The organism is Acinetobacter sp. AOR12_HL (assembly GCF_027855275.1).
Lineage (GTDB): Bacteria > Pseudomonadota > Gammaproteobacteria > Pseudomonadales > Moraxellaceae > Acinetobacter > Acinetobacter baumannii.
The window spans coordinates 193,027-218,134 of sequence record NZ_JAKTIJ010000016.1 but is presented as its reverse complement, the minus strand read 5'-3'; the positions used below and the strand labels follow the sequence as shown (position 1 = coordinate 218,134).

The following is a 25,108-nucleotide window of genomic DNA, read 5'->3' as shown; positions in this document are numbered from 1 at the left end:
TTTAAGATTATTTTTTATAAAAGTAAATAATTTAGATATTTGAATGAACCACATAATCTATCTACTAAATTTTACTAAGATAGATTATGCAGTCTTATTCAAATAAAAAAAGCTTAAGCAAACTTTGCTAAAACTTCTAAAAACGGCGCTGATTGACGTGGGAATTTAGCAATCACGTCATGGATGCGTTCGCCTTCCGGATTAGTCGCATTAATATCTCGTCCATCTGCAACAAATTTAGTTAAAAGACGTTCATAATCATTTGGACGCATATGTTTGAAAGCATGGTAGAGCACATGGAAGTCTGCGTTCACACCATTTGGAGGAAGTTGGTTGAGGTAGGCAAAAACACGCTCATCGGACCATTCTTCATTGAAAGTTGCTGGCTGTGATAATGCCATGACAATCTCCTCATTTTAAAAAAGGCAAAATAACTTGCGTTATTTTGCCTTGATTCTGTTTTATTGAATAGTCAGAAATAGAATTATCGTTCTTCAGGTAAATTGATATTCATTTCTAACATTTCGATGTTTGCTTCAGAACGAACTTGCATTTGGATATGCTGTTCGCCTACACCGCTAACATAACGACTGACCACCTGCATAATTTCTTTCTTCATTTGGTCAATCTTGTCTTGGCTTAAACGACGGCCTAAACCTTGTTCTGATGCAACAATGACTTTTAAACGATCTTTGGCAGTTTGAGCACTTGATGGTTTTTCTTCACTGCTAAATAATTTACTCCAGAATCCTGCCATATCTACGCTCCAAATAGTCGTGCTAACCAGCCTTTAGGTTGAGCTGTGATGTGTCGATAAGGGCGGTCTTCGCCAAGAAAGCGAGCAACCAAGTCATCATACGCTTGTCCAGCTTTAGTTTCTGAATACAGAATAACTGGCTTACCTTCGTTTGATGCTTGTAATACACTTGGACATTCAGGAATAACACCTAATGTCGGTACGCGTAAAATATCTTTAGAAATATCATCAATCGTCAGCATTTCCTGACGGTCAGCACGTTCAGGGTTAAAACGTGTAATACATAAATGTTTACGTATACGTCCTTCGTTGTGTTCAACCTTTTTAGTTTTGCTATCTAACATTCCGATGATGCGGTCAGAGTCACGTACTGAAGAAATTTCAGGGTTTGTCACAATGATTGCTTCATCTGCATGGTACATTGCTAAAATTGCACCACGCTCGATCCCCGCAGGTGAGTCACAAATAATGTAATCAAATTCTTGAGAAAGCTCATCAATTACACGAGCAACACCTTCGTCGCTCAAAGCATCTTTATCACGGGTTTGGGAAGCCGGCAAAATGTAAAGGTTTTCGATATCTTTATCGCGAATAAGGGCTTGTTGCAGACGTGCTTCATTATTAATTACATTGACGAAATCATAAACAACACGACGCTCACAACCCATAATTAAATCAAGGTTACGTAAGCCTACATCAAAGTCAATCACAACAGTTTTATGACCACGAAGGGCTAAACCTGTTGCAAAAGATGCACTCGTTGTAGTTTTACCTACACCACCTTTGCCTGATGTTACGACAACAATTTTGGCCACCGAATCCACTCCTATTATGGTCATACATACACCCTTAAAAGGGCTGTTTTTTGGTGATTTGCTTAATAAACTAAAGTTCTAGAGCTTCAAATTCAAGCTCTTGCTTTTCATTTAAATAAATATGTACTGGCTTTTTTACCACATGTTTAGGGATATCATCTGCGACACAATATGTTCCGGCAATGGAAACGAGTTCAGCCTCTAAAGATTGGCAAAAAATGCGTGCAGCAGCGTGCCCACCCGCACCAGCAATGACTCTACCACGAACCGTGCCATAAATATGTATATTTCCTGAAGCAATCACTTCGGAACCACTATTCATGCCAGCTTTTAAAATAATATCGCCTTGGTCTTGTACAAGAGATTGGCCTGTACGCAAAATTTCATCATGATAAGAGGTAATATGGGCAACTGCATTATTATTTAGTGGTTTTTTTGTTTCTACTGAAGCTTGTGCAGAGGTAGGCTTCTCTACAATTGCAACTTGCTCTGCAGTTGGTTTAATACGTTGTAATGGCTGATCTGCAGGTAATACAGGGAACTGAATGGCGCGTGCTTCGTCGCCTAAAATACCGTCAATGACAGCCATAGGCTGTAAGCCCATGCTGACTAACAGCTGAATTAAAGCAATAAGCTCTTGTTCAACAGTACTATCTATAATAACGACAGTTCCCTGATAGGAACCCTCATTTAATATATTTGATAATTGCTGGCGGATCACATCATGATCATTCGTATCGAAGGTTATCCTGCTAAAGTTAACCATTCTGCCGGTAATCCGGATATCAGCCATAAGTCTTCCTTCAAGGCGTTAAAACGAGCTGTAATATCGTTAAGTTTATTGTAAATAGAGCAAATGCTAGAACAAATCGTACCAATTCTCTAGCGTGATTTATAAAAAAATAAATAAATGCTTATTCTTTGATTCGATCATACTCCGCGAGTGTTTGTTGCCACTGTTTAACTTTAACTTGTTTACGGACAGCTTCTAGCGTTTCAAAAACGACAGACTCAACCAGCTGCTCAAGTTCATGGTTATCAATATTTATATGGCTAATTTTTTGAGAAATTAATTGGTAAGTTGAATTAGGATGTGCGGCTGAACCTTCAATTAACGGTTCTATTAAACCAGCACTGATATTTTCACCAAGACGTTGACCAATACTTTGAATTTGTTGCTCAATACGTCCCCCTACAAGTGGAATAAGCCTTAATAATTGTGTTAATTCAGGCGTATCTTCTATTGCCTGATCTACAATTTGTCCGACAGCTCGGGTGATTGCAGGCTTTTGTTCTTTTAAAGCAGTTGCTAAAGATTCTTGTAATAGGGCAGTTAGGGTTACGGTAAATTGTTCACGATGATGATTAACCAAATCATGAATAATTTGTTTATGGCTAGAACTCGTTTCAAGCTCATATCGAATACCGTCAATTACGGTAATCACTACGCGATCCGACAACTCTTCCATAACCACACGGTAATAAAAGAGACCTGTCTTTCTCCAGCTTTCAGGAATAACCGGATAACCAAGTTCGTGTAAACGGTATGCAATAATCCCGGCACGGAATAAACGTAGAAAACGTAGCTGAGGAATAATAGCTAAAATTTCATACCAGTGAATGAAAGGGAAGAAGAACCAACGCTTATGATGTTTATAAACGATAGCAATTCCCCAACGGACCAGTAGTTCAATAATTAGAAAACCAATAAACCAGGCTTCAGAGGTAATAACCCACGGGTGTAAATGGGTACGGTAGAAAGACAATACTTGGGGCAAATGGATATGTTCAAAGAACCATGCCCCAATACTGCTCATTAAAAAGAAATTGGCTGCAAGACAGAACAGATTGAAAATGATAATAAACACCATAAAGATGTCGTAGACTAAAAACAGCTTAAATGAAAGGCTGCTTGAATCTACACGGTGATATTTCGTTTGCTTTCCGGAACTGTTTTGCATAAAAGTGGATTCTTTTTAAAGATTCGTAGTCGCGTATTGAGCTTTCATTTTCTCGATGAGCTGATCTTTTTCAGTCCAGAGTTCATGTACCCATTGTTGAAAACGTTCACGGTAAACTTGGTCATCTTCATAATTACCCCCGAGAACCCAGTCTGGTATTTCAATTTTACGAAGATTGACCGCAATTTTTGAAACGTCACCTAGCCAGAAATCGCCATAACCTGGTACGCCATCAGGGTAGACAATGGTCATATCAACTAAAGCATCAATTTTGTCGCCCAAAATATTTAACGCCAGAGCTAAACCACCTGCTTTAGGTTTTAATAAATGTTTATATGGTGATTTTTGTTTATCGTGTTTTTCCTGAGTAAAACGAGTCCCTTCCAAATAATTTAATAATGTAAAAGGTTGACTTAAGAGCTGTTCACACGCTTTACGTGCTTCCATCATATCGCGGTCTTTGAGTTCAGGATTTTTCGCGATTTGCTCTTTTGTATGACGCTTCATCATTGGGAAGCCTAAGATTTTAAAAGCTTGACCCACGAAAGGAATAAAGATGAGCTCCCACTTGGTAAAAAAGCGGGTAAGTGGCATACGGGTTAACCCGAAATACTGGTTTACCGTGGTATCAACCCAACTTTGATGGTTACAAGTCATTAAATAACGACCTTGCATATTCAGATCAAGGTCTTCGTCAATGCTAATGTCCCATTTTAAATTAGGTAAAACATGATCAATGAGCCAATTATTGACACCAAGCCAGCTATTAGTAATTTGAATATTGGTTTCATCAATTTTTGAAGACTTTTTAAATAGCTTTGTTAAACCTAAAGCTAAGACAGGTGGTCCATGAAAAAAAGTGCTACCTGTGATGACTGTACCTACAGTGAGTCCACGTGTAATTTTTTTTAGCGCAGATTGCTTATTGGGTGCAGTTGACATATAAATGGCCCCGAATATCCAAAATCCATAGAAAGTTGTTCAACTATAACTATCGTGAAATGAAATACAACGGTATCTTAGACAACAATGAAGAAATTGTGATGAGTGCACACCTTAAAGTGCATCAAAATATTACAAAAAAATAACTAAACTGTTTATTATTAACAAAATATCAATGTTTTATACTTCCTTTTTGTTTCATTATTCATTCAACAACAAAACACTCAAAGTGAGGAGGCATGCAATGCGTGCATTAGTTATTTCAACAGTGGTAGGGGCAGCAGTAGTACTTTCTGGTTGTCAAACAACAGGTAATAACCTTGGTGGCGTTGAATACGATAAAGCCGCATTAGGTACTTTGATCGGCGCAGCAGCTGGCTACGGTATTTCTAAATCAAATGCAAACTCTAGCCGTCAAAACAACCGTGCTGCGGCAATTGGTGCAGTTCTTGGTGCAGCTGGCGGTTTATATCTTGACCAAAAAGAGAAAAAATTACGCGAACAAATGGCTGGTACTGGTGTAGAAGTAGGCCGTAACCCAGATGGTTCTGTTCAATTGATCATGCCTGGTAGCATTACTTTTGATACTAACAAATCAAACATCAAGCCAAACTTCTATGCAACTTTGGACAAAGTAGCTCAAACATTGGCTGAAGATAACAAGAGCGCGATTTTAGTTACTGGTTATACAGATAACACTGGTAATGACTCTATTAACATCCCATTATCTCAAGCGCGTGCTCAATCAGTTAAAAACTATTTAGCTGGTAAAGGTGTTCCATCTAGCCGTATCGATGCACAAGGTTATGGTTCTTCTAACCCAATCGCAGACAACTCAACTGCTTCTGGTCGTGAACAAAACCGCCGTGTAGAAATCAGCATTTACGCTAAACAATAAGATCTAGTTTATTGTTTCAAAAACCACCTTCGGGTGGTTTTTTTATGGGTGAAGTATAAAAAATAATCACGACATTCTGCGGCGCATAAATTGCATTATTAGACATCATTTATACATATCCGTAGATTTACTATTGGGATTCTAAAAAAGAGATGACTATAATCATGCTCGAAAAATTAAGAGGTAATACACGATGTCATCTGCCAGTCAACTGAACAACAAGCAAGAAGAAGCCATGAAATATACTCAAGGCCCTTTATTGGTGCTTGCTGGCGCTGGTTCAGGTAAAACATCGGTAATTACGCGTAAAATTGCTTATTTGGTGCAACATTGCCGTATTCCTGCGCATCGTATTACAGCGATGACCTTTACCAATAAAGCTGCACGCGAAATGAAAGAGCGTGTCACTAAGCTTTTATCACGTGAAGAAGCAAAAGGTTTGTCCGTTTCGACCTTCCATACTTTTGGTTTAAATCTTTTACGTTTAGAACTTAAAAATTTACCTTTAAAAGCTAATTTTTCGATTTTGGATGCAGATGACTGTAAACGTATTTTGATGGATTTGATGCATCGCGATAATTTATCGGGTGCAGAGAGTAAAGAGCTAATTGCCAAGGCAATGAAGAAAATTTCAGATTGGAAAAACGATCTGATTTTGCCTGAACAAGCACATTCGACGTGCGAAACTCCTGAAGATGTCCAGTTTGCCCATCTTTATCAACTTTATGAACGTAATTTACGTGCCTACAATGCAGTTGATTTTGATGACCTCATTGTTATGCCTACCCGCTTATTGCAAGAAAATGCAGAAGTGCGTGACAAGTGGCAAAACCGTGTTCGTTACTTGCTAGTGGATGAGTATCAAGATACCAACACCGCGCAATATATTTTGGTGAAATTACTAGTTGGCGTAATGGGGCAGTTTACAGCCGTAGGTGATGATGACCAGTCGATTTATGCATGGCGTGGGGCTAAGCCTGAAAACATGGCTTTGCTTAAACAGGATTTCCCAAATCTTCATATTATTAAGCTTGAACAAAATTACCGCTCGACCAGCCGTATTTTGAAAGCTGCGAATTGTGTGATTCAAAATAACCCGCATATTTTTGATAAAAAATTATGGAGTGATAAAGGCCATGGTGAAGTCATCAGAATTATTACCTGTCGTAATGATGATGATGAAGCAGAACGTGTAGTCAAAGACTTACTGACTCACAAACTTATGAATGGTAAGAACTGGAAAGATTACGCTGTATTGTACCGTGGTAACTTCCAGGCGCGTGTATTGGAAACACAACTTCGCCAAATGCAGATTCCGTACAAACTCTCTGGCGGTACATCGTTCTTCGCTCGTGCAGAAATTAAAGATGTAATGAGTTATTTACGTCTTATTATTAACCCAGAAGATGACAGTGCTTTCTTACGTATTATTAATACGCCTAAACGTGCGATTGGCCCAGTTACTCTTGAAAAACTAGGTTTATTTGCACAAGAAAACAATTTGTCTTTACTTGGTGCTTCTTCTGACCAGCGCTTAAGTATGGTGCTTCCTAAAAAGGCAGAAACTCAATTGCATGAGTTTGCTGACTTTATCTCGACGTTTACACGTGAGTTGTTGGAAGATGATGAGCCTGTGCCTAAAGTTCGTCAAATGATGAATGAAGCGGGTTATATCGACTATATTCGTGAGCAGTCCGCAACGCCTGCTCAAGAGAAAAGTAAGCTCGATAATATCGAGAACTTGTTTAGCAGTATTCAAAACTTAATTAATCGTGCTGAAGATGTTGATGAAAAGAACATTGAAAGTGTGATTCGAAAACTAGTCTTGCTTGATATGTTAGAGCAACAGCAAGAGGAAGAAGACACTGATAAAGTGAACTTACTTACTCTACATGCCGCTAAAGGTTTGGAATTCCCATATGTCTATATTATGGGTCTTGAAGAAGAGCTGTTGCCGCATAAGAACTCGATTGCTGCTGAAACTATTGAAGAAGAACGCCGTCTTATGTACGTGGGAATTACCCGTGCACGTCAAGGCTTAACTTTGACTTTGGCAGAGCAGCGTAAAAATGGTGGTCAAATGAAACAGATGACTCCAAGCCGTTTCCTCGATGAGCTTCCGCAAGATGAGCTCGAATGGTTAGGGCGTAAAAAGAAAATTGCAGCAAATGTTGATCCTAAAGAACAGGCTCAACAATATTTGGCAAATTTAAAAGCTTTATTAAAGCGTTAATTTTTTAATTTTTAGGAAATCCCATGAAAGTTCAAGTTAAATTGCTCGATCCGCGTTTAGGTAAAGAGTGGCCTTTACCTTCATATGCAACAACAGGGTCAGCAGGTTTAGATTTACGTGCCTGTTTAGATGAAGCAATTGAGATTGAACCAGGTCAAACTGTTTTGGTTAAAACAGGTATGGCAATTTATATTCATGATGTGAATTTTGCTGGTTTAATTCTACCGCGTTCAGGTTTAGGCCATAAACACGGTATCGTGCTTGGCAACTTAGTTGGTTTGATTGATTCGGATTATCAAGGTGAGTTGATGGTTTCAGTGTGGAACCGTGGTCAAACCACATTCCGTTTAGAACCGGGTGAGCGTTTAGCACAGTATGTTTTAGTTCCAGTAGTTCAGGCTGAATTTGAGCAAGTAGAGGAATTTGAAGAAACTTTACGTGGCGCAGGCGGCTTTGGTCACACTGGTAAACAATAATTAATTTATAAAAAATAATGAAAAGAAACGCTTGTTTTACAAGTGTTTCTTTTTACACCTTGAATGTTACAATGAATTATATTACAAAACGCTTTACTCATATTCTTTTAACTTTTTTTAGCAAATACCCATTTTTCAGATTTTGAATACTCTATGTTTTTGCGATAGATCAAATTGATCTTTAAATAGAAGATACGCTATGAATGTAAGACACTCATTTCCAAAAAATATTTTCCGTGCTTACGATATTAGAGGCAAACTTTCTTATTTAACTACGGACGTCGTCCGTTCAATTGCCTATGGATTGGCACAACAATATACACAAGCAGAACAAACTCAACTGATCATTGGTTATGATGCGCGCTTAACGAGTCCGGCTTATGCGCATTTAATCGAAGAGATATTAGTAGAGCAGGGTTTAAATGTTACAAATATTGGTTGTTGCTCAACCCCGATGATGTACTACATTGCACGGGAGTTTGGTGGTAATGGCATAATGGTAACAGCTAGCCATAACCCTAAATCAGATAATGGTATTAAATGGATTTTAAGAGGTGAACCTCCATCTCCTGAAATGATCCAGCAAGTAGGTGAATTTGCGCAAACTTATGTACCTACTCATACAATTTCATTATTAGAATTATCAACTCCTCAATTTAATTCAGAATTTTGTAAAAAATACCAACAAGCAATCTTTAACGATATTCAACTCAAGCGTCCTTTAAAAGTTGTATTAGATGGCCTGCATGGATCGGCAGGGCATTGCTCAAAACTCGTACTTGAAAAAATGGGTTGTGAAGTCATTGCTTTACGTACGACTCCAAATGGTGAGTTCCCTGATCACGCACCAGACCCTTCACATGCTGCGCATTTAAAAGAACTACGTAAAACGATTATTGAACAGGGGGCAGATATTGGTATTGCCCTTGATGGCGATGGCGACCGTGTCGTATTGCTTGATGAAAAAGCCAATATACTTACCGCTGACCGTTTATTGTCACTATTTGCACAAATGTGTCTGGAGCAGCAACCAGACAAAGAAATTGTATTTGATGTGAAATGCTCACTCATGGTTCAAAGAACTGTAGAACGACTTGGTGGTAAACCCAAAATGATTCGCACGGGAAGTAGCTTCCTCCGCGCGTATTTATCTCAATCAAATGGTAACGCTATTTTTGGGGGCGAATACGCGGGTCATTATGTATTTAATGATGGGCGTGGTTTTGGGTATGACGATGGTTTGTACGCTGCATTACGTGTAATGGAATATTTCACCGAGTCGAGTGCGACAACAATTTCTGATTTATTTTCTAATTATCCTGAAAGATGCTGTACCGAAGATACTTATATTGGTACCCATCAGTCCGACCCTAAACATGTACTACAAGATATTGAAATTTTAAGCCATCGTTTAGGTGCTCGAATTAGTAAAATTGATGGCGTACGTCTTGATTTTGATGATGGTTTTGGCATTATTCGAGCATCAAATACAGGTGAGTATTTTACCGTAAGATTTGACGCTGATAATCCTTTACGTTTAAAGGAAATCCAGCAAAAATTTATTGATATGTTGCAAGAGCGTTATCCGCAAATTGCACAAGAACTTTCTGAGGCCTAATAAGGAGAGGCGCAATGCCACAAGATCAGCATCTCGGCGTCGACAAAGCAAAAATCTTGATTGAAGCTTTGCCATATATTCAACGTTTTTCTGGTAAGACGCTGGTGGTGAAATACGGTGGTAATGCGATGACTGATCCTGAATTGGAAAGTTCATTTGCCCGCGATATCGTTTTACTTAAAACTGTGGGTTTAAACCCGATTGTTGTGCATGGCGGTGGCCCACAAGTTGACTCTTTCTTAAAGCAATTAGGACGTGAGTCTGACCGTATTGATGGTATGCGTGTGACCGATGAAGCTACGATGGAAGTGGTTGAAATGGTCCTAGGCGGTAGCGTAAACAAATCTATTGTTAATTTGATTAATAAACATGGCGGCCGTGCAATTGGCTTGACTGGTCAAGATGGCAACCTATTACGTGCCCGTAAATTATTAATGGAAAAACAAGAAGAGGACGGTTCTATCAAACATATCGATTTAGGTATGGTTGGTGAGGTGACCGGGGTTAAAACTGACGTATTAGAGATGTTTACTCAAAGCGACTTTATTCCTGTTATTGCTCCATTAGGTGTTGATGAAAAAGGTAATACTTACAATATTAATGCTGACTTGGTGGCTGGGAAGGTCGCAGAAGCATTAGGCGCAGAAAAATTAATTCTGCTGACTAATATTAGTGGCGTATTAGATGAAAACAAAAACCTTTTAACCGGTTTAACGACACAAGAAGTTGACCGTTTAATCGAAACAGGCGTAATTTACGGTGGAATGATTCCTAAAGTAGGCTGTGCACTTGACGCTGTAAAAGGTGGTGTTGTGAGCGCACATATTGTTGACGGTCGTGTACCGCACGCAACATTACTTGAAATCTTTACAGATCACGGAGTTGGTACGCTTATTTCTAACCGTACACAAACAACTCACTAAACCTCATTATTTTTTATTAAAAGATCACGCTAAGTGGTCTTTTTTTATGCCATTTAATTTTGGTCATTTTTTTGTCATGAGCTTTGACTAGTGTAGTGGGTGTCACTAGGAGCGTTCATTATGCTGGAAAAATTTAATCAATATCGCCAAACCTGGACTTTACCTTTAAATCGCCATAAGGCTAACAATCAAACACAATTCCGCTTTGAATGGGTTGATAATTTAAAAGAATTACAAGATGTACAACGGTTTCGTGCACAACAATTTAGTAAACAATTCGGCATTCAATTTGAAGATAATTTAGATCAAGATATTTACGATTTTGGCTGTGAGCATGCTGTATTAAGAGAAAAATGGACAGGAGAGATTGTTGCTTATACACGACTTAAGCTCTTCCAAGGCCATGAAATAGGGCAAAGTTACAGTGCTAATGAGTTTGACATTGTCCCACACTTGTCACATTTGCCAAATGTATTAGAGATAGGGCGTACTTGTGTGCATCCACGTTTTCGTAATGGTAAGGCACTTTCAACATTATGGCTGAATCTTGCACCTAAAGTATTGTGGTCAATGCGCGCTAAATATTTGATGGGATGTGTCAGTATTCATCTGCAAGATAATTTGGCTAGAGCGTACTATACGCACCGTCAAATTCAGCAGTTACCGGACACTAAAACCATCGATATTCGTTCTAAGAAAATCTATGAACCTGAATATCCGGAGTTTAGTTTCCCTCAAGACGAGCGGATGCCGAAACTATTCCAAATGTATTTGAGTATGCAGTCTAAATTATCCAAAGATGCCTTCTTTGATGCTGAATTTAACTGTCTCGATTACTTTGTATTTTTAGAAGTGAATAAAATTGCCACTTCGTTTGTAATGAACAAAATGGCTCAGCGATAAAGTTATCTTATATTTTGTAATAGCGAGCGCATATTGGGATTTACAAGCCAATTTACTCTCATGCACAATAGTACGCATGGGGTAATGAAGTGAAAGTTTAAAAACAATATGTGCCAGCTATTAGGAATGAATTGTGCAACACCAACGGATATCACTTTTTCTTTCCGTGGTTTTTCACAACGCGCAGGAATTACCTCTGACCATAGTGATGGTTTTGGTATTGCCTTTTTTGAAGATAAGGCATGCCGTTTATTTGTAGATAACCAGTCTGCAGTTGAATCACCAATTGCTGATCTTATTCGTAATTATCCCATTAAATCACGTAATGTAATCGCACATATTCGTAAGGCGACTCAAGGCAAAATTACGCTTGAGAACTCACATCCTTTTATTCGGGAGTTATGGGGACGTCACTGGATTTTTGCCCATAATGGCGATTTACATGATTTTAATCCACCCTTGAGCGGACGTTTTACGCCGGTAGGGAATACCGATAGCGAAAGAGCATTTTGTTATTTATTAGATCAACTGGTAGAAGTATTTGGTTATGAAGAACCAACGCTTGAGCAGATATTTGAAGTATTAGAAAAGATTTCCCCTCAAATTGCAGAATATGGGACATTTAATTTCTGTTTATCGAATGGGCAAGCTTTATTTAGTTATGCGATTACTAAATTACATTGGTTAGTTCGAGAATATCCATTCAATAATGCACATTTAATTGATTTAGATGTTGAGGTTGATTTTAGTCAGGTGACAACTCCTGAAGATCGAGTTGCAGTAATTACCACTGAGCCTTTAACTCATAATGAAACATGGATTGCTTATCAACCTGGTGAAATGATTTTATTTCAACATGGTAAACCTATAAAAAAAGCGATTACTCAAGTTGAAAGATTAATACGTGAAGAGAAAAATCCTGAACTTAAGCGTATTACTCGTGCTGACCAATATTAATTTTTTATTGAATGAAATGTAATTTCTTAAGAAATATATATTTTTGTTTATTTAATAATAAAGTATTTTGTTTAAAAAATACTTTATCTTTTTAGTTGGTTAATATTAATTAATTTTTTAAAAATCAAAATCTTAACTATTTATTCATTTTTATTTATTTAAAGCCGACAAAATAGCTTTGTTTTTATTTATACCCTTTAAAGATAAGATGCGGTTTATGCAACAGTCATTGAACATCATTGGGGGTGATGTATGAAAATGAAATGGGCTTCAGAATATAATACTGGTATTGACGTTATTGATGAGCAACATAAACGAATACTGGATTATATTAATGAGATTGATGATGTAAAAGATGATGAGGATAGACGTCGTATTAAAGATGTTTTAGATAATATTATTGATTATACACAATCACATTTTACCTTTGAAGAAAGTTTACAAGAGGAAGCGGATTATAAATATAGAGTGCCTCATAAACGTGTACATGACTTATTTATTAAAAAAATAGAGTTATATCGTGAACGTTTTGAAATGGGCCATACAATTGAAGCAGAATTACAAGAGATCTTGGCTAAATGGTTAATTAACCATATTCAACATGATGATGCCGATTATGTGGGGGCAGTAAAAGAAAATATGATGGGGATTATTAGAGAAAAAGAAAAGAAGAAAGGAAAGAACTGGTTCGCCCGTTTTTTCTCATAACCTTAACTAAAAAAACTCTAATATACAGTTAGCGCGGCAAACTATCGTTTCGGTGGTTTGCTTTTTTTATTGTGCAAACTTTGATTTTCATGCATGAGACGGGCAAAATATCTATAGACTTTTTCAAGGAATGCATAATGCAGGACATACCTATGTCACGATGGTTATCGCCTCTTATGGCGTTTTGCTTATCTTTTGTCATCATGGCCACTTTGGCACCCACCATGGGAATCCAGATTGATCGTCAAATCGATTTCTGGTTATTGTGGTTTGGCACTATGTTGTTATTGGCATTACCAGTTTGTTATTTGGAAATTGCTTTAGCAAAACGATCAAAAACAACCGCTTTAAATGCGTTATCGAGTTTAACTCGTGAAGCTGATAGTTCCCCTAAATGGCGTGTGGTTGGCTGGCTTGCTGTTGTTTTTATTCCTTTCTTAGCGGGTAACGTTCTAAGTACTGCGAGCAATATATTAGTTGCACAGTTTGCCCCAAGCATTTCCGGTCAAATTATTTTTGCAGGCCTTGCAGTTGCTGCCTTGGTATTATCTTTTATTCCACGCCAAATACTTATTCTATTAATGACCTTAGGAGTAATCGCTTCTATTGTGTTGGCAAATATGATGGGCTCGACTTTACAACCTTGGCATTGGACCAGTGTTGAGTTTAAGGAGTGGGGTAATGCAACTGTACTTGCACTTGTCGCGAGCGGGTTAGGTTTAGGGCTTTACTGGCAAAATAGTGTAGGTGCTGTTCAGGCGCAAGAAGGCGCAACGAAAACTGTTCTTCCAATTTGGTTAGCTCAGCTCATTGCTGTGGTTGCTTTTGGCTTTTTCTCGCTTCAGGCTCAATTACCCGTTTTAACGTGGATATTTACCGGAGTAATGACATCCGCGTTATTTGTGCAGTTGGCTAGAGAACAACTTGCTCAGCGTCAGCTTATGCCTGTTTTACAATGGGTGATTATTGTTGTAGCAATTGCAGTTTGGGCTGTGCCGGAAGTTCATAATTTATTCACGCTCATTCTTATGCTGTGGGGCTTACTTATTTGCTTAATCTATGCAGTTTTTGCAGGTTGGATTATGAAAATTAGCCACTTACGTAAATCGATGAATTTTAGCAATGAGCTTTTTTATAACTTGTGGCGTATTGCTGTACGTATCGTATTGCCGCTTTCAATTATTGTGGCAATGATTGCTGTAATTGGACAAAGTATCTAATGGAACGTACACAACAAGTTTGGGTCGCTTTTGCGGTACCGGAACAACAGTTTTTAATTTCTGTTCCATTTGAAGAGGGAATGACTGCTGCACAGGCAGTTCAAGCAAGTGGTTTATCAAATCAAGTTGATTTGCCTGAACCACTTCAGCTCGGCATTTTTGGAGTAAAAGTAGAAACTGATGCGGTATTACACGCGGGTGATCGAGTTGAGGTTTATCGACCATTAACGATTAATCCAAAAGATATTCGCCGGAAACGTGCTGCGAAAAACCCTGTAGGCAGATACATTAAAGGCAATCGCTTTAAGCAATCAGCTCAATAAGCAAAACCCCTCAAGTATTTCACTAGAGGGGTTTCTTTTTATTAGAAAAAACGATTATAGTGGTGGGGCAGTTAAAATTGCTTCTTTGGAAGCAGGTAAACCTGGTTGCGATTCTGGAATAGTCTCTAAACCTTCAATTTTAGTTACGGTTCCAGTTCCATCAAAGTAAATTTTTAAATGCTGACCATGTGCTGCGGGGATTTTCGCTTTTTTAGCATATGTTCCCGGGATATAGTTGTAGATATAGTCCCAACGTTGTGGATTGAGGGGATCAGTCACTGTTGGGCTACCAAGCAAAAAGCGCACTTGCTGGAAATTCATGCCGACCTGTACTTGAGAGGCTTGAGCTTTAGTCAATGGAGTCCCTTGAGGAATATCAACCTTATATACACCAAAGATTGAACAACCAGCTAGGAGTGAAGTGACGAATAACGTCAGCACGAGTTTTTGCATTTTGCTACACTATCCCAATAAATTATGATGCATTTGATCAAAGGATAGATCATACTTCATCTAAATTCTATTGCCTATTCCAACTTGAGATTTGTTGAGAGACCTTTTTTCATGCCTATTTCCAATCAAGATTTGCGCAAAGCTGGACTTAAAGTTACCCTTCCACGAATTAAGATTTTGGAATTATTAGAAAATTCAAAACAACATCATCTTAGCGCCGAAGATATTTACAAGACTTTGTTAGAGCAAGGGGAAGATGTCGGACTTGCGACAGTTTACCGTGTGTTAACACAATTTGAAGCTGCGGGTATTATTCAACGTCATCATTTTGAAAATAACCATTCTGTTTTCGAAATCATGCAAGAAGATCATCACGATCACTTAGTATGCCAAAACTGTAACAAAGTCATTGAATTTACTAATGATGTTATCGAGAAAGAACAGCATTCTGTAGCAGAACAACATGGGTTTACCTTAACGGGTCACTCATTAAATCTCTATGGTTACTGTAATGAACCTGAATGTCAGGAAGCATTGCGCAAGAAATAATCGTTTTCACATAAAGAAAACAAATAAAAAAGGAAGGTTACGTTTAACCTTCCTTTTTTTATGAAGAAATTACTGGCGGTCAAAAGTTAAATGCTGTTTCCCGTCTGATAATTGATCGGGACCTTCATCAGCAAGTTTAATGGTTAAACGTAAATCGTTCGGTGAGTCAGCATGTTTAAGTGCATCTTTGTAGGTAATTTGACCAGCTTTATATAAATCAAATAAAGCTTGGTCAAAGGTCTGCATACCAAGTTCACGTGAGCGTTTCATCAAATCTTTAATTTCATGAATTTCACCTTTACGGATGTAGTCTGAAATTAATGGTGAGTTAATTAAAATCTCAATTGCTGCACGGCGTGAATTACCATCTGGTGTTGGAATGAGCTGCTGCGCAATCATAGCCTTTAAGTTAAGTGACAAGTCCATGTAAAGCTGACTATGACGATCACTTTCAAAAAAGTGAATAATACGGTCGAGCGCTTGGTTGGCGTTGTTAGCGTGCATGGTAGCTAATACAAGGTGACCTGTTTCAGCAAAGCCAATCGCATAGTCCATGACTTCACGAGAACGGATCTCACCAATTAAGATCACATCCGGCGCTTGTCGTAGTGTATTTTTCAAGGCAATTTCAAATGAGTCGGTATCGATCCCGACTTCACGCTGAGTAATGATGCAACCTGCATGTTCGTGAATAAACTCAATCGGGTCTTCAATGGTAATGATATGGCCCTTAGAATTATGGTTACGATGGCTGATCATTGAAGCCAATGAAGTAGATTTACCTGTGCCTGTCGCGCCTACGAAAATAATAATGCCGCGTTTGGTCATCGATAAATCTTTAAGTACAGGCGGTAACTGCAAGTCATCAATTGAAGGAATCTTGGTTTCAATACGACGTAGTACCATGCCTGGCATGTCGCGCTGCTGAAAAGCACTGACACGAAAACGCGCCGTTTTTTCACGGTTCATAATGGCAAAGTTACATTCACGAGTTTCTGCAAATTCTTTGCGTTGTTTTTCGCTCATAATGGAATGTAACAGTTGACCAATCACTTCCCCAGAAAGACTGTTTTTTGAAATTGGAACAATTTGCCCGTTAATCTTCATAGAGGGCGCAACGCCATCTGTAATAAAGAGATCGGAAGATTTTTTTTCAACCATCAGGTTGAGCAAGTCATTAAAATCCATAATTGTATTCTCGCTATTTTGTTGTTTTTATAAGAATGATTCAGGCTGTTTTGCCGCAGTACGTGCGGTTTGCGGGCTAATTACACCGCGAGCGACTAAGCCTTTTAAGCTTTGGTCGAGTGTGGTCATGCCATGATTGGCACCAGTTTGAATGGCTGAGTACATTTGCGCGACTTTGTTTTCACGAATTAAGTTACGAATAGCCGGAATACCAATCATGATTTCATGGGCTGCGACACGGCCACCGCCATTCTTTTTAAGCAGGGTTTGTGAAATAACCGCTTGTAAAGATTCAGACAGCATGGCACGAACCATGTCTTTTTCTTCGGCAGGGAATACGTCAATCACACGGTCAATGGTTTTTGCTGCCGACGTGGTGTGGAGCGTACCAAACACCAAGTGACCTGTTTCGGCAGCAGTTAATGCTAAACGAATGGTTTCAAGGTCACGCATCTCACCGACCAAAATAATATCTGGGTCTTCACGCAGTGCTGAGCGAAGTGCTTCATTAAAGCCGTGTGTGTCACGATGCACTTCACGCTGATTAATGAGACATTTCTTAGACTGGTGTACAAATTCGATTGGATCTTCCACCGTTAAAATATGGTCATAGCGGTTTTCGTTAATATAATCGAGCATCGCTGCAAGCGTAGTTGATTTACCCGAACCTGTTGGCCCTGTCACCAGTACAATGCCACGAGGATAGTCGCAAATATCTTTAAAGATTTGTCCTAGACCTAGATCTTCCATGGTGAGGACTTTAGATGGAATAGTACGAAATACTGCACCAGCACCACGGTTTTGGTTAAATGCGTTAACACGGAAACGCGCAACATTAGGTACTTCAAAAGAAAAGTCAGTTTCGAGTTTTTCTTCATAGTCACGGCGCTGTTTATCATTCATGATGTCGTAAACAAGACGGTGGACATCTTTATGTTCTAGAGCTGGTAAGTTAATACGACGAACTTCACCGTCAACACGAATCATTGGTGGCATGCCAGCGGAAAGATGTAAATCGGACGCGCCATTTTTCACAGAGAAGGCGAGTAGCTCTGTAATATCCATAATTTCCCCAAGTAAATCAAAATATGTCATTATTTTGTAGAATAATATACGGCTTTCACCGAGGCTTACCAACACCTCGCTTTAGGTGAAAAGCAAAAAAGTTTTTTGAAAATGAGAACCTTGTCAATGAATTACCTGCAAGATGCGCGACAGCACGTATTACAGCAAATCAGAACAGCTTGTGAACTTGCTCAGCGTGCGCCTGAAACTGTGCAACTTTTAGCCGTATCGAAAACTCATCCAAGTGAAAGATTGCGCGAAATGTATGCAGCAGGGCAAAGGGCATTCGGCGAAAATTATTTGCAAGAAGCTTTAGATAAAATTGATGCTTTACAGGATTTGGATATTGAATGGCATTTCATTGGTCATGTTCAGCGGAATAAAACTAAGCATTTGGCCGAGAAGTTTGATTGGGTTCATGGGGTAGATCGTTTAATTATTGCAGAACGCTTGTCTAACCAACGTGGTGATGACCAAGCTGCGCTTAATATTTGTTTGCAAGTCAATATTGATGGGCAAGAGAGTAAGGATGGTTGTGCACCAGAAGATGTTGCCGAGTTGGTTGCTCAAATGAGTCAACTACCGAAAATCAGGTTACGTGGTTTAATGGTGATTCCGGCTCCTGACAATACAGCTGCTTTTGCAGATGCCAAAAAATTATTTGATGCGGTAAAAGACCAACATGCTCATCCAGAAGACTGGGATACATTGAGTATGGGAATGTCGAGTGATTTAGAAGCCGCAATTGCCGCTGGTTCAACCATGGTACGTGTAGGCACAGCTTTATTTGGGGCTAGAGACTATTCACAAAAAGGCTGATGTAAGCGATTTCTTACAGAAATTGCGGCCTTTTGCGGCTATGGCAGACCATGCTTTTTTTATACTATGAACTCATCAGGAAACAGGATGTTTCTAAGAATAACAATAAAAAGTCATGAATGGATGCAGACAGGTACGACAGGAGTCATACCAACGCAGAATCTAAAAAAGCCCCGACAGGACGTCGGGGCTTTTTAGTTTTTAACCCACTATTTCAATGGTACTTGCACCAGCGCCAAGTGGTTTCACTTGAATTTGTACAGGAATGCGTTCATGCATTTCTTGAATGTGTGAGATGAGAATGACCTGACGTCCCTGATTTTGCAGTTGGTCTAAAGCATTCATGACCATGTGTAAAGATGAGGCATCTAAAGTACCAAAACCTTCATCAATAAACAGTGATTCAATTTTCATTGAACCCGATGCCATATTGGCAATCGCTAAAGATAAGGCAAGGGCAGTTAAGAATGACTCACCCCCAGATAAAGAAGCAACAGAGCGGGTTTCTCCATCCATGTCGTGGTCAATAATCGCAAGGCTTAAAGACTGATCTAGACGTTTTAGCGTATAACGCTGAGAAAGCATCGCCAATTGTTGGTTGGCATGTTCAACTAAAATATCTAGGTGATATTGCTGAGCGTAGTCACGGAACTCTTTACCTTTGGCATCACCAATCAAGCCTGAAATTTTGCTCCAGCGATGTTCTTCTTGTTGAATATTTTGAATTTGTTCAGCGTATTTTTGCTGTTTGGCAAGGTTTTGCTGATGTAATTCAAGCTTCAGCTTTAGCCCGTCACGCACTTCAAGCTGTGCTTTGAGCTTTGCAATATTGTCATGAATGAGGGTAACGAGCTTTTTGTATTCAATATCTGGCTGAGTTTGTAAGTGCTCGCTTAATTGCTCTTGCATCGTTTTAAGGGCAGAAGAGGCTTCACTTAATAAACGCTCGGCATGATTAAGACGGTTACGAATATCTTGCTCTTGAGCTGAATTAATCTGTATAAGTGCCGTAAGATCAGATGCCTGAAAATCAGTATGGGCTTTTAACCAGTTTTGAATTTGCCCATCAAGCTGCTGTTGATGTTGTTCTGTGTGTTGATGCTGATGTTTAAGTTGATCGAGCGCCTGTTTTTGTTGTTCAAAGTGTTGTCTGGTTTGTTCGAAACGCTGTTTAGCCTCATGATACGCCGTTTGTTGGTGCTGACGTTTAGCGTCATGCTCAATTAACCATTCATGCGGCTTAATATCCGAACGGCCTGTCATTTGCTGAATGAGCGATACCGCTTTTTCATTATTTTGTTGGCCTTTAAGCGTAATCTCTTGGAGATTTTGATCGATCTCATCAATTTGCTTGGTCATTTGCTCAAGGCTAGCAGTCAGCATTTTAAGTTCTTGCTGCTGTTGTTCAAAACGCTGTGAAAGCTGTTCTTGTTGTTCAAGTTGCTTAGCACGTGCATCAAGAATAGCCCAAGTCTGCTTAGCTGTTTGGCTACTTGCTTGCTGCCATGCGTGCTGTTCGGTTTCCGATAAACACTCGACAATATGTTGAACTTGTTGTTGCCATTGCTGTGCTGTATTAAGCAAACTTTCATTACGCTGAATAGTTTGAACAAGCTGATTGTGTTGTTTAATGGCTTGGGTTAAACGCACATTTTCTGAGTCAAATAAACTTATGGCAGTTTGCGTCGTTTGTCTCAGCTCATTAAGTGTTTGTAAGATTTGTTCAGGAGCTTGATTAAGCTCAATGTGTAATTGATTGAGGTTAAACGCTTGCTTAAGCTCTTGCTGCAAGCTTGATTGTTTTGTTTGAAGTTGAGCTAGATATTTCTGAACTTGCTCAAGCTCAGCATGACACTGGGTAAGCGCATGTTGCTGGGTTTGCCATGCATTAAACTTAGTTTGCTCGAGTGCAATAGCTTGTTGCTCTTGCTGTTGCTGCAAATCGAACAACGCTTTAGAGACTGCACTATTGTCAACACGGTAGGGGTGATGGATGCTTCCACAGACCAAACATGCTTCACCTTCTTTAAGATTGGCACGTAACTGTTCAATATTTTCGGTGTGTAGTAAACGTTGCTGTTGCAGGATGTGCTGTAAATTTTCACGTTCATTTTTTGCTGTTTGGTAGTCTTGTTCAGCTAACTGGCAAACGGTTTTAAGTTGCTCTTCTTGCGTGGAGGCTTGAGTATATTTTTCAGAGAATTGCTGAAGTTCAGCATATAGCTCATGATAAATTTTTATTTTTTGCTGAATCAGATCTAACTGCGTGACTTGAGCAAGCTTTTGTTCTTTGTCTTTACGTTGCTGTTCAAGCTTTAACTCAATCTGTTCAACGGTGCCTAGTGAAGCTGTGAGTTGTTCGAGTTCACTTTTAGCTTCCGATAGCTTTTGGTGAGCAAGGGTAGGGTTACCGAGCTGTTCTTCAATTGCTTGGTAATTTTGAATAAATTGCCCAAGTTGATGAAGATGCGCTGAAAGACCCTTATCTAATACAGCATATTGCTGAGTCTGGAGCAGCTGCTGTTGTAAATGAATTTTGTTTTGCTCAAGCTGTGCAACCTGCTGTTGTACAGCGTTTTGCTGCTGTTGTAGTGGGCTTAGGTTTTGCTCAATTACCTGTCTTTTTTCTTTGCACTTTTTATATTCATCGGCAATAAAAGCGCGTTCTTGAATGGACTGTCGAACTTGATTTAAAGCATGTTGATGCTGTTGCTCAAAATCGAGAGTTTGTTTGAGTTGTTGTTCTGCAAGTTGATATTGTTTTTGTCCCGTTTCAAAAATTTGCACCAACTCATTAAATTTGGTTTGAGCTTGCTGAATTTGCGGCTCAAGTTGTTGCAGTGTTTGTAAATTTTGAGCTTGCTGAAAAACTTGTGGGCGTATTTCAGAGAAAACTTCAAGACGTTTTAATTGTTCACGTTCACTGGCCAGTTGTTGATGGTGATTTTGCTGGGTTTGAAACTGTTGCTGTTTCGTTTGAACTTCTTGCTCAAGTTTTGCTTTACGTTCAAACCATTGTTGCTGTTTGTCTAAGACATGTTTTTGCTGTTCTAACTGTTGATAGTTTTGTTCGGCTTGCTGGTATTGCTCGGTAAATGCAGCAATCTCTTCATCAGACAAAATTTCAATATGGCCTAAAAACTCTTCCAGCTGTTTACGCTGCTTTGCAATATCAGCTGTTTTACGAAAAGCCAGTTCACCGATTTTGGCGAAAATGCTGGAGTTGGTCAGGTACTCAAGTAATTCACCACGTTCACTGTCTCGAGCTTTTAAAAATGCAGTGACTTCTGACTGCGCAAGTAATACAGCACGAGTAAACTGCTCAAATGAAAGCTGGGTAATTTGTTTAACTTTTTCATCAACTGCTTTGGCTTTGTCGGCAAGCACGACACCATCGGTCAAGCATTTTAAGTGGCGCTGCACACTTTGCAATTTACCATTTGGGTTTTCACGTGCACGTTTAATTTCCCAACGAGCCAAATAGCGCTTTTGATCTTGCGCAATAAAGCAAAGCTCAGCAAAACCATGGCCTGTACCACGGCGTAAAACAGTTAAAGGAGAGTTGGTTAGTAACTCAGAGCCATCAACATCTTTTAATTTACCATCGCTGTCTTTAAGGCGAGGGACTCGATTAAACAAGGCCAGACACATCGCATCTAGAATAGTCGACTTACCTGCGCCAGTTTTCCCCACAATTGCAATGAGACCTGCATGGGCCAGAGGTGCGCTTTCAAAATCAATAAAATGCTCATCAGCAAGCGATGCCAGATTTTTTATTCGAATGGATAAAATTTTCATGACATATCCTTAATGGCTTGCATCATTTTCAAGATGTTTTTGTGCTTCTTGTACCAGACTCAGAAAATCTTTTAAGACCGCATCATCGGCGTTGTAACCTTGTTTTTCCCAGATATTTTGAAAGAGCTTTTCTGGTGTTGGCGGTTCAAGTGCAATGTGCTGGGTAGTATTTGAATTAGTCGTGTCTTTATTTACATATTGACGTGAAATACGCACTAAACGATAGCGGTCAGGTGGTAGAGCTGCTTCAAACTGCTGACGTAAATTAGGCTGTGGCGGCGTTAAACTATAATATTCAATATCGACATATTCACGGTGGTCAATATTTTCAATCACGCCGTGAGGCAAGGCTTTGAGTTGTTGCAGTACCTCGTTTAGCTCACCACGAATGCGGTGCAATTGTATGCAGCGCGGAATTTCCACAGCTTCAAATTGCAAACGGTTGTCCGTATCTTGAGAAGGGTCAATTTTGACCTCAACCACTTGGTGTTTATAGTTAATTTCACTAAAAGAAAGTGGAATGGGTGAGCCGCTATAACGAATGTGCGGCTGGCCTACTTTTTGTGGTTTATGTAAGTGCCCTAAAGCGACATAGTCGACAGCATCTTCAAACAATGTCGTTGAAAGCGCCTCTTCATTACCAATAATAATAGGGCGTTCAGAGTCGGATGTTTCCCCACCTTGCATATGGGCATGCGACATCAAGATAAGCGCTTGGTCTGGTGCCTTACGACGTTTGGCTTCGGCAATAAGCTGCTGGTGCAAATAGGCAATCGCATTTTTGCTATTGGTGGTATGTTCGTTAAAGCCCGTAATTTCGGCTGAGCGTAAAAAAGGCAGGGCAAGGCACCACGCCACAATATCTTGATTTTGATTATAAATAGGTAAAAGTAGTCGATCGAGATCTAGAGTTTTATCTTCATTCCAGCGAACCACACCTACGGTTTTTGCATTGTATTTTTCTAAAAGCGGTTCGACCTGTTCAATACGGTAGCCTGAGTCATGGTTACCCGCAATCATGAGTGTTTGCATGTGCGGTGCAATACGATGGGCATCTGCTAAAAATTGGTAGAGTTGTTTTTGTGCTTGTGAACCCGGGTTAATGACATCAAAAATATCGCCAGCAATAAGCAGGGCATGTGGTTGTTTTTCTTGAATTTGAGTGAGCAACCAACTTAAAAATTGTTGGTGTTCGTAGTGTCGTGAGTGATTATAAAAAAACTGCCCCAAATGCCAGTCAGAAGTATGTAGAAAATGTACGGACATAGAAACAGACATCAAGCCAAAATAAACACAGATACGTTAGCATAAATTGGCAGGAGATTTTATCAAGACATTTTAAAGTGCTCGTTATTTAAGCTCGCAATGAAACCTGAATTAAATTGTTCACTTTAAACGCTGCTTTGTTACTATCAGGTCAAACCATGAACTTTGAGAATAAAATGACTATTCATAAATACGAAGTAAAAATACAGTGGGAAGGCAATACGGGTACAGGTACTTCATCTTATCGTTCATATAAACGAGACTTTAGTATTCAGCATCCTCAAAAGACCACTATTCAAGGTTCATCAGACCCTACCTATTTAGGCGATGTGACCAGATGGAACCCAGAAGATTTATTGGTCGCGTCAGCTTCTGCTTGTCATAAGCTTTGGTATTTACACCTATGTGCAGTCAATCATATTCACGTTGTGAGTTATGTCGATCATGCACTGGGATTTATGGAGGATACAGATCCGGTCAAACGTGGTCATTTTACCCAAATTATTTTAAGGCCCGAGGTTGTTTTAGAAAAAGGTGCTGACCAAGAGCTTGCAGCAAAACTGCATGAAGAAGCACATCACGAATGTATGATTGCCAATTCGGTGAATTTTCCAATTACATGTGAAGCCAGCTTCAGCTTTGCTGAATAATTCATATGAAATAGCCACCGATAAAAAGGCGGTGGCTATAAATTAAAAATAATTAAAGTCGTTAAATAAAATCTTTAAGCTGCATCTTCATCGACTTGAAAAATACCAAAAACGTTGTGGTCTAAATCGACAAAGTAACCATGCCAAGCGCGGCCCGGAATAGCGAATTTATCCATTGCCACAATGCCACCTTGCGCTAAAATTTTTGCAGCCACCTCATCGAAGTTTTCCACCTGAACCGAACAAGTAAATGCATTGGTGCCATATTCCATTGGCGGTGTTTGAGCAGGGCGTTTTAATAGTCCACCCATAATCGAAGGTGTTTCTATGCGGTAATATTCAATCGGTAAGCTTTCATCGAGTTTAAATTGCCAACCAAACACAGCTTGATAAAACTGCGCATCGCGGGCAGGGTTTGAAGACTGGATTTCAAAATAGGCAATATTGTTCATATTATTTAAATCATATTTTTATGGTGTAAAAAGTATACGCATAGCCTTTATAGCCACGAAAGCACTATTGTGTATGGTGAGCGTAAAATAAATGAAAGTACTAGAAAATAAAAACCGACGATTCGAGTGATGAG

Annotated in this window: 25 protein-coding genes; 13 read left to right on the top strand and 12 right to left on the bottom strand. The window is 39.3% G+C overall.

Features of this window, described 5'->3' with window-relative positions; translation table 11 throughout:
• Positions 1-113: 113 nt before the first annotated feature.
• The 6 genes from MKL36_RS07455 to MKL36_RS07430 form a co-directional block, all read right to left on the bottom strand.
• Positions 114-401 carry a PA4642 family protein gene (locus MKL36_RS07455; RefSeq protein WP_001218560.1) on the bottom strand — a complete coding sequence of 96 codons (288 nt, stop codon included), beginning with the start codon at positions 399-401 and terminating at the stop codon, positions 114-116.
• Between the two features lie 83 nt (positions 402-484).
• The gene (gene minE / locus MKL36_RS07450; RefSeq protein WP_000896934.1) at positions 485-757 is read right to left on the bottom strand and encodes a cell division topological specificity factor MinE; all 273 of its coding nucleotides are present in this window, start codon (positions 755-757) and stop codon (positions 485-487) included.
• Between the two features lie 2 nt (positions 758-759).
• A complete protein-coding gene (gene minD, locus MKL36_RS07445) occupies positions 760-1,572 on the bottom strand; it encodes a septum site-determining protein MinD (protein WP_001074362.1) in 813 nt (270 codons plus the stop codon).
• A 70-nt stretch (positions 1,573-1,642) separates the two neighbouring features.
• Positions 1,643-2,365, bottom strand: a complete 723-nt coding sequence (gene minC, locus MKL36_RS07440) for a septum site-determining protein MinC (RefSeq protein ID WP_000763678.1) — start codon at positions 2,363-2,365, stop codon at positions 1,643-1,645.
• A gap of 121 nt (positions 2,366-2,486) precedes the next feature.
• Complete coding sequence (locus tag MKL36_RS07435; protein ID WP_001181637.1) at positions 2,487-3,533, bottom strand: hypothetical protein; 1,047 nt, start codon at positions 3,531-3,533, stop codon at positions 2,487-2,489.
• Positions 3,534-3,548: 15 nt separating this feature from the next.
• Positions 3,549-4,475: an acyltransferase gene (locus tag MKL36_RS07430; RefSeq protein ID WP_021510940.1), complete on the bottom strand. Its 927-nt coding sequence runs from the start codon at positions 4,473-4,475 to the stop codon at positions 3,549-3,551.
• A 244-nt stretch (positions 4,476-4,719) separates the two neighbouring features.
• Here MKL36_RS07430 and MKL36_RS07425 point away from each other — a divergent pair, with 244 nt between their 5' ends.
• The 10 genes from MKL36_RS07425 (at position 4,720) to MKL36_RS07380 (ending at position 14,734) form a co-directional block, all read left to right on the top strand.
• Positions 4,720-5,373: an OmpA family protein gene (locus tag MKL36_RS07425; protein WP_001202415.1), complete on the top strand. Its 654-nt coding sequence runs from the start codon at positions 4,720-4,722 to the stop codon at positions 5,371-5,373.
• A gap of 193 nt (positions 5,374-5,566) precedes the next feature.
• Positions 5,567-7,606 carry a DNA helicase Rep gene (gene rep / locus MKL36_RS07420; protein ID WP_000093035.1) on the top strand — a complete coding sequence of 680 codons (2,040 nt, stop codon included), beginning with the start codon at positions 5,567-5,569 and terminating at the stop codon, positions 7,604-7,606.
• 23 nt (positions 7,607-7,629) lie between these two features.
• Positions 7,630-8,082 (top strand): dUTP diphosphatase, encoded by a 453-nt coding sequence (dut, locus tag MKL36_RS07415; RefSeq protein WP_000868158.1) that lies wholly within the window; start codon positions 7,630-7,632, stop codon positions 8,080-8,082.
• Between the two features lie 199 nt (positions 8,083-8,281).
• Entirely contained in the window at positions 8,282-9,700 is a 1,419-nt protein-coding gene (locus tag MKL36_RS07410) for a phosphomannomutase/phosphoglucomutase (RefSeq protein WP_021510939.1), read from the top strand.
• A gap of 14 nt (positions 9,701-9,714) precedes the next feature.
• Positions 9,715-10,623, top strand: a complete 909-nt coding sequence (gene argB / locus MKL36_RS07405; protein ID WP_001135419.1) for an acetylglutamate kinase — start codon at positions 9,715-9,717, stop codon at positions 10,621-10,623.
• Between the two features lie 120 nt (positions 10,624-10,743).
• Positions 10,744-11,526: a GNAT family N-acetyltransferase gene (locus tag MKL36_RS07400; RefSeq protein ID WP_000890283.1), complete on the top strand. Its 783-nt coding sequence runs from the start codon at positions 10,744-10,746 to the stop codon at positions 11,524-11,526.
• A gap of 108 nt (positions 11,527-11,634) precedes the next feature.
• Positions 11,635-12,483 (top strand): class II glutamine amidotransferase, encoded by an 849-nt coding sequence (locus tag MKL36_RS07395; RefSeq protein ID WP_000336554.1) that lies wholly within the window; start codon positions 11,635-11,637, stop codon positions 12,481-12,483.
• Positions 12,484-12,735: 252 nt separating this feature from the next.
• Positions 12,736-13,191, top strand: coding sequence for a bacteriohemerythrin (locus MKL36_RS07390; RefSeq protein ID WP_000782976.1), 456 nt, complete (start codon positions 12,736-12,738; stop codon positions 13,189-13,191).
• A 152-nt stretch (positions 13,192-13,343) separates the two neighbouring features.
• Positions 13,344-14,411: a hypothetical protein gene (locus MKL36_RS07385; RefSeq protein ID WP_000092403.1), complete on the top strand. Its 1,068-nt coding sequence runs from the start codon at positions 13,344-13,346 to the stop codon at positions 14,409-14,411.
• Positions 14,411-14,734: an RnfH family protein gene (locus tag MKL36_RS07380; RefSeq protein ID WP_000442585.1), complete on the top strand. Its 324-nt coding sequence runs from the start codon at positions 14,411-14,413 to the stop codon at positions 14,732-14,734. The genes MKL36_RS07385 and MKL36_RS07380 overlap by 1 nt, the downstream gene beginning before the upstream one ends.
• Before the next feature lie 54 nt (positions 14,735-14,788).
• On the opposite strand, the gene MKL36_RS07375 is transcribed toward MKL36_RS07380, so the two are convergent.
• A complete protein-coding gene (locus tag MKL36_RS07375) occupies positions 14,789-15,187 on the bottom strand; it encodes an outer membrane protein assembly factor BamE (protein ID WP_001170994.1) in 399 nt (132 codons plus the stop codon).
• Positions 15,188-15,298: 111 nt separating this feature from the next.
• Between MKL36_RS07375 and fur the strand changes: the two genes are divergently transcribed.
• Complete coding sequence (gene fur, locus MKL36_RS07370) at positions 15,299-15,736, top strand: ferric iron uptake transcriptional regulator (protein ID WP_001122847.1); 438 nt, start codon at positions 15,299-15,301, stop codon at positions 15,734-15,736.
• A 69-nt stretch (positions 15,737-15,805) separates the two neighbouring features.
• On the opposite strand, the gene MKL36_RS07365 is transcribed toward fur, so the two are convergent.
• Both MKL36_RS07365 and MKL36_RS07360 read right to left on the bottom strand, forming a co-directional pair.
• Entirely contained in the window at positions 15,806-16,924 is a 1,119-nt protein-coding gene (locus MKL36_RS07365; RefSeq protein WP_000347036.1) for a PilT/PilU family type 4a pilus ATPase, read from the bottom strand.
• A 27-nt stretch (positions 16,925-16,951) separates the two neighbouring features.
• On the bottom strand, positions 16,952-17,989 hold the full coding sequence (locus MKL36_RS07360; protein ID WP_000355489.1) for a type IV pilus twitching motility protein PilT: 1,038 nt from the start codon (positions 17,987-17,989) through the stop codon (positions 16,952-16,954).
• A 126-nt stretch (positions 17,990-18,115) separates the two neighbouring features.
• Between MKL36_RS07360 and MKL36_RS07355 the strand changes: the two genes are divergently transcribed.
• On the top strand, positions 18,116-18,808 hold the full coding sequence (locus MKL36_RS07355) for a YggS family pyridoxal phosphate-dependent enzyme (RefSeq protein ID WP_021510937.1): 693 nt from the start codon (positions 18,116-18,118) through the stop codon (positions 18,806-18,808).
• Positions 18,809-19,009: 201 nt separating this feature from the next.
• Here the strand turns inward: MKL36_RS07355 and MKL36_RS07350 are convergent, their stop codons facing one another.
• Positions 19,010-22,606: an SbcC/MukB-like Walker B domain-containing protein gene (locus tag MKL36_RS07350; RefSeq protein WP_086374178.1), complete on the bottom strand. Its 3,597-nt coding sequence runs from the start codon at positions 22,604-22,606 to the stop codon at positions 19,010-19,012.
• A gap of 9 nt (positions 22,607-22,615) precedes the next feature.
• Positions 22,616-23,884 (bottom strand): exonuclease SbcCD subunit D, encoded by a 1,269-nt coding sequence (locus MKL36_RS07345; RefSeq protein ID WP_021510935.1) that lies wholly within the window; start codon positions 23,882-23,884, stop codon positions 22,616-22,618.
• A 164-nt stretch (positions 23,885-24,048) separates the two neighbouring features.
• Here MKL36_RS07345 and MKL36_RS07340 point away from each other — a divergent pair, with 164 nt between their 5' ends.
• On the top strand, positions 24,049-24,522 hold the full coding sequence (locus tag MKL36_RS07340; protein ID WP_000152334.1) for an OsmC family protein: 474 nt from the start codon (positions 24,049-24,051) through the stop codon (positions 24,520-24,522).
• A 74-nt stretch (positions 24,523-24,596) separates the two neighbouring features.
• Here the strand turns inward: MKL36_RS07340 and MKL36_RS07335 are convergent, their stop codons facing one another.
• Positions 24,597-24,974, bottom strand: coding sequence for a VOC family protein (locus MKL36_RS07335; protein ID WP_001059436.1), 378 nt, complete (start codon positions 24,972-24,974; stop codon positions 24,597-24,599).
• Between the last annotated feature and the right edge of the window lie 134 nt (positions 24,975-25,108).

Coding starts and splice junctions, on each gene's coding strand:
- MKL36_RS07455 (WP_001218560.1), bottom strand. CDS start 401: ATGGCATTATCACAGCCAGCAACTTTCAATGAAGAATGGTCCGATGAG.
- minE (WP_000896934.1), bottom strand. CDS start 757: ATGGCAGGATTCTGGAGTAAATTATTTAGCAGTGAAGAAAAACCATCA.
- minC (WP_000763678.1), bottom strand. CDS start 2,365: ATGGCTGATATCCGGATTACCGGCAGAATGGTTAACTTTAGCAGGATA.
- MKL36_RS07435 (WP_001181637.1), bottom strand. CDS start 3,533: ATGCAAAACAGTTCCGGAAAGCAAACGAAATATCACCGTGTAGATTCA.
- MKL36_RS07430 (WP_021510940.1), bottom strand. CDS start 4,475: ATGTCAACTGCACCCAATAAGCAATCTGCGCTAAAAAAAATTACACGT.
- MKL36_RS07425 (WP_001202415.1), top strand. CDS start 4,720: ATGCGTGCATTAGTTATTTCAACAGTGGTAGGGGCAGCAGTAGTACTT.
- rep (WP_000093035.1), top strand. CDS start 5,567: ATGTCATCTGCCAGTCAACTGAACAACAAGCAAGAAGAAGCCATGAAA.
- dut (WP_000868158.1), top strand. CDS start 7,630: ATGAAAGTTCAAGTTAAATTGCTCGATCCGCGTTTAGGTAAAGAGTGG.
- MKL36_RS07410 (WP_021510939.1), top strand. CDS start 8,282: ATGAATGTAAGACACTCATTTCCAAAAAATATTTTCCGTGCTTACGAT.
- argB (WP_001135419.1), top strand. CDS start 9,715: ATGCCACAAGATCAGCATCTCGGCGTCGACAAAGCAAAAATCTTGATT.
- MKL36_RS07400 (WP_000890283.1), top strand. CDS start 10,744: ATGCTGGAAAAATTTAATCAATATCGCCAAACCTGGACTTTACCTTTA.
- MKL36_RS07395 (WP_000336554.1), top strand. CDS start 11,635: ATGTGCCAGCTATTAGGAATGAATTGTGCAACACCAACGGATATCACT.
- MKL36_RS07390 (WP_000782976.1), top strand. CDS start 12,736: ATGAAAATGAAATGGGCTTCAGAATATAATACTGGTATTGACGTTATT.
- MKL36_RS07385 (WP_000092403.1), top strand. CDS start 13,344: ATGTCACGATGGTTATCGCCTCTTATGGCGTTTTGCTTATCTTTTGTC.
- MKL36_RS07380 (WP_000442585.1), top strand. CDS start 14,411: ATGGAACGTACACAACAAGTTTGGGTCGCTTTTGCGGTACCGGAACAA.
- MKL36_RS07375 (WP_001170994.1), bottom strand. CDS start 15,187: ATGCAAAAACTCGTGCTGACGTTATTCGTCACTTCACTCCTAGCTGGT.
- fur (WP_001122847.1), top strand. CDS start 15,299: ATGCCTATTTCCAATCAAGATTTGCGCAAAGCTGGACTTAAAGTTACC.
- MKL36_RS07365 (WP_000347036.1), bottom strand. CDS start 16,924: ATGGATTTTAATGACTTGCTCAACCTGATGGTTGAAAAAAAATCTTCC.
- MKL36_RS07360 (WP_000355489.1), bottom strand. CDS start 17,989: ATGGATATTACAGAGCTACTCGCCTTCTCTGTGAAAAATGGCGCGTCC.
- MKL36_RS07355 (WP_021510937.1), top strand. CDS start 18,116: ATGAATTACCTGCAAGATGCGCGACAGCACGTATTACAGCAAATCAGA.
- MKL36_RS07350 (WP_086374178.1), bottom strand. CDS start 22,606: ATGAAAATTTTATCCATTCGAATAAAAAATCTGGCATCGCTTGCTGAT.
- MKL36_RS07345 (WP_021510935.1), bottom strand. CDS start 23,884: ATGTCTGTTTCTATGTCCGTACATTTTCTACATACTTCTGACTGGCAT.
- MKL36_RS07340 (WP_000152334.1), top strand. CDS start 24,049: ATGACTATTCATAAATACGAAGTAAAAATACAGTGGGAAGGCAATACG.
- MKL36_RS07335 (WP_001059436.1), bottom strand. CDS start 24,974: ATGAACAATATTGCCTATTTTGAAATCCAGTCTTCAAACCCTGCCCGC.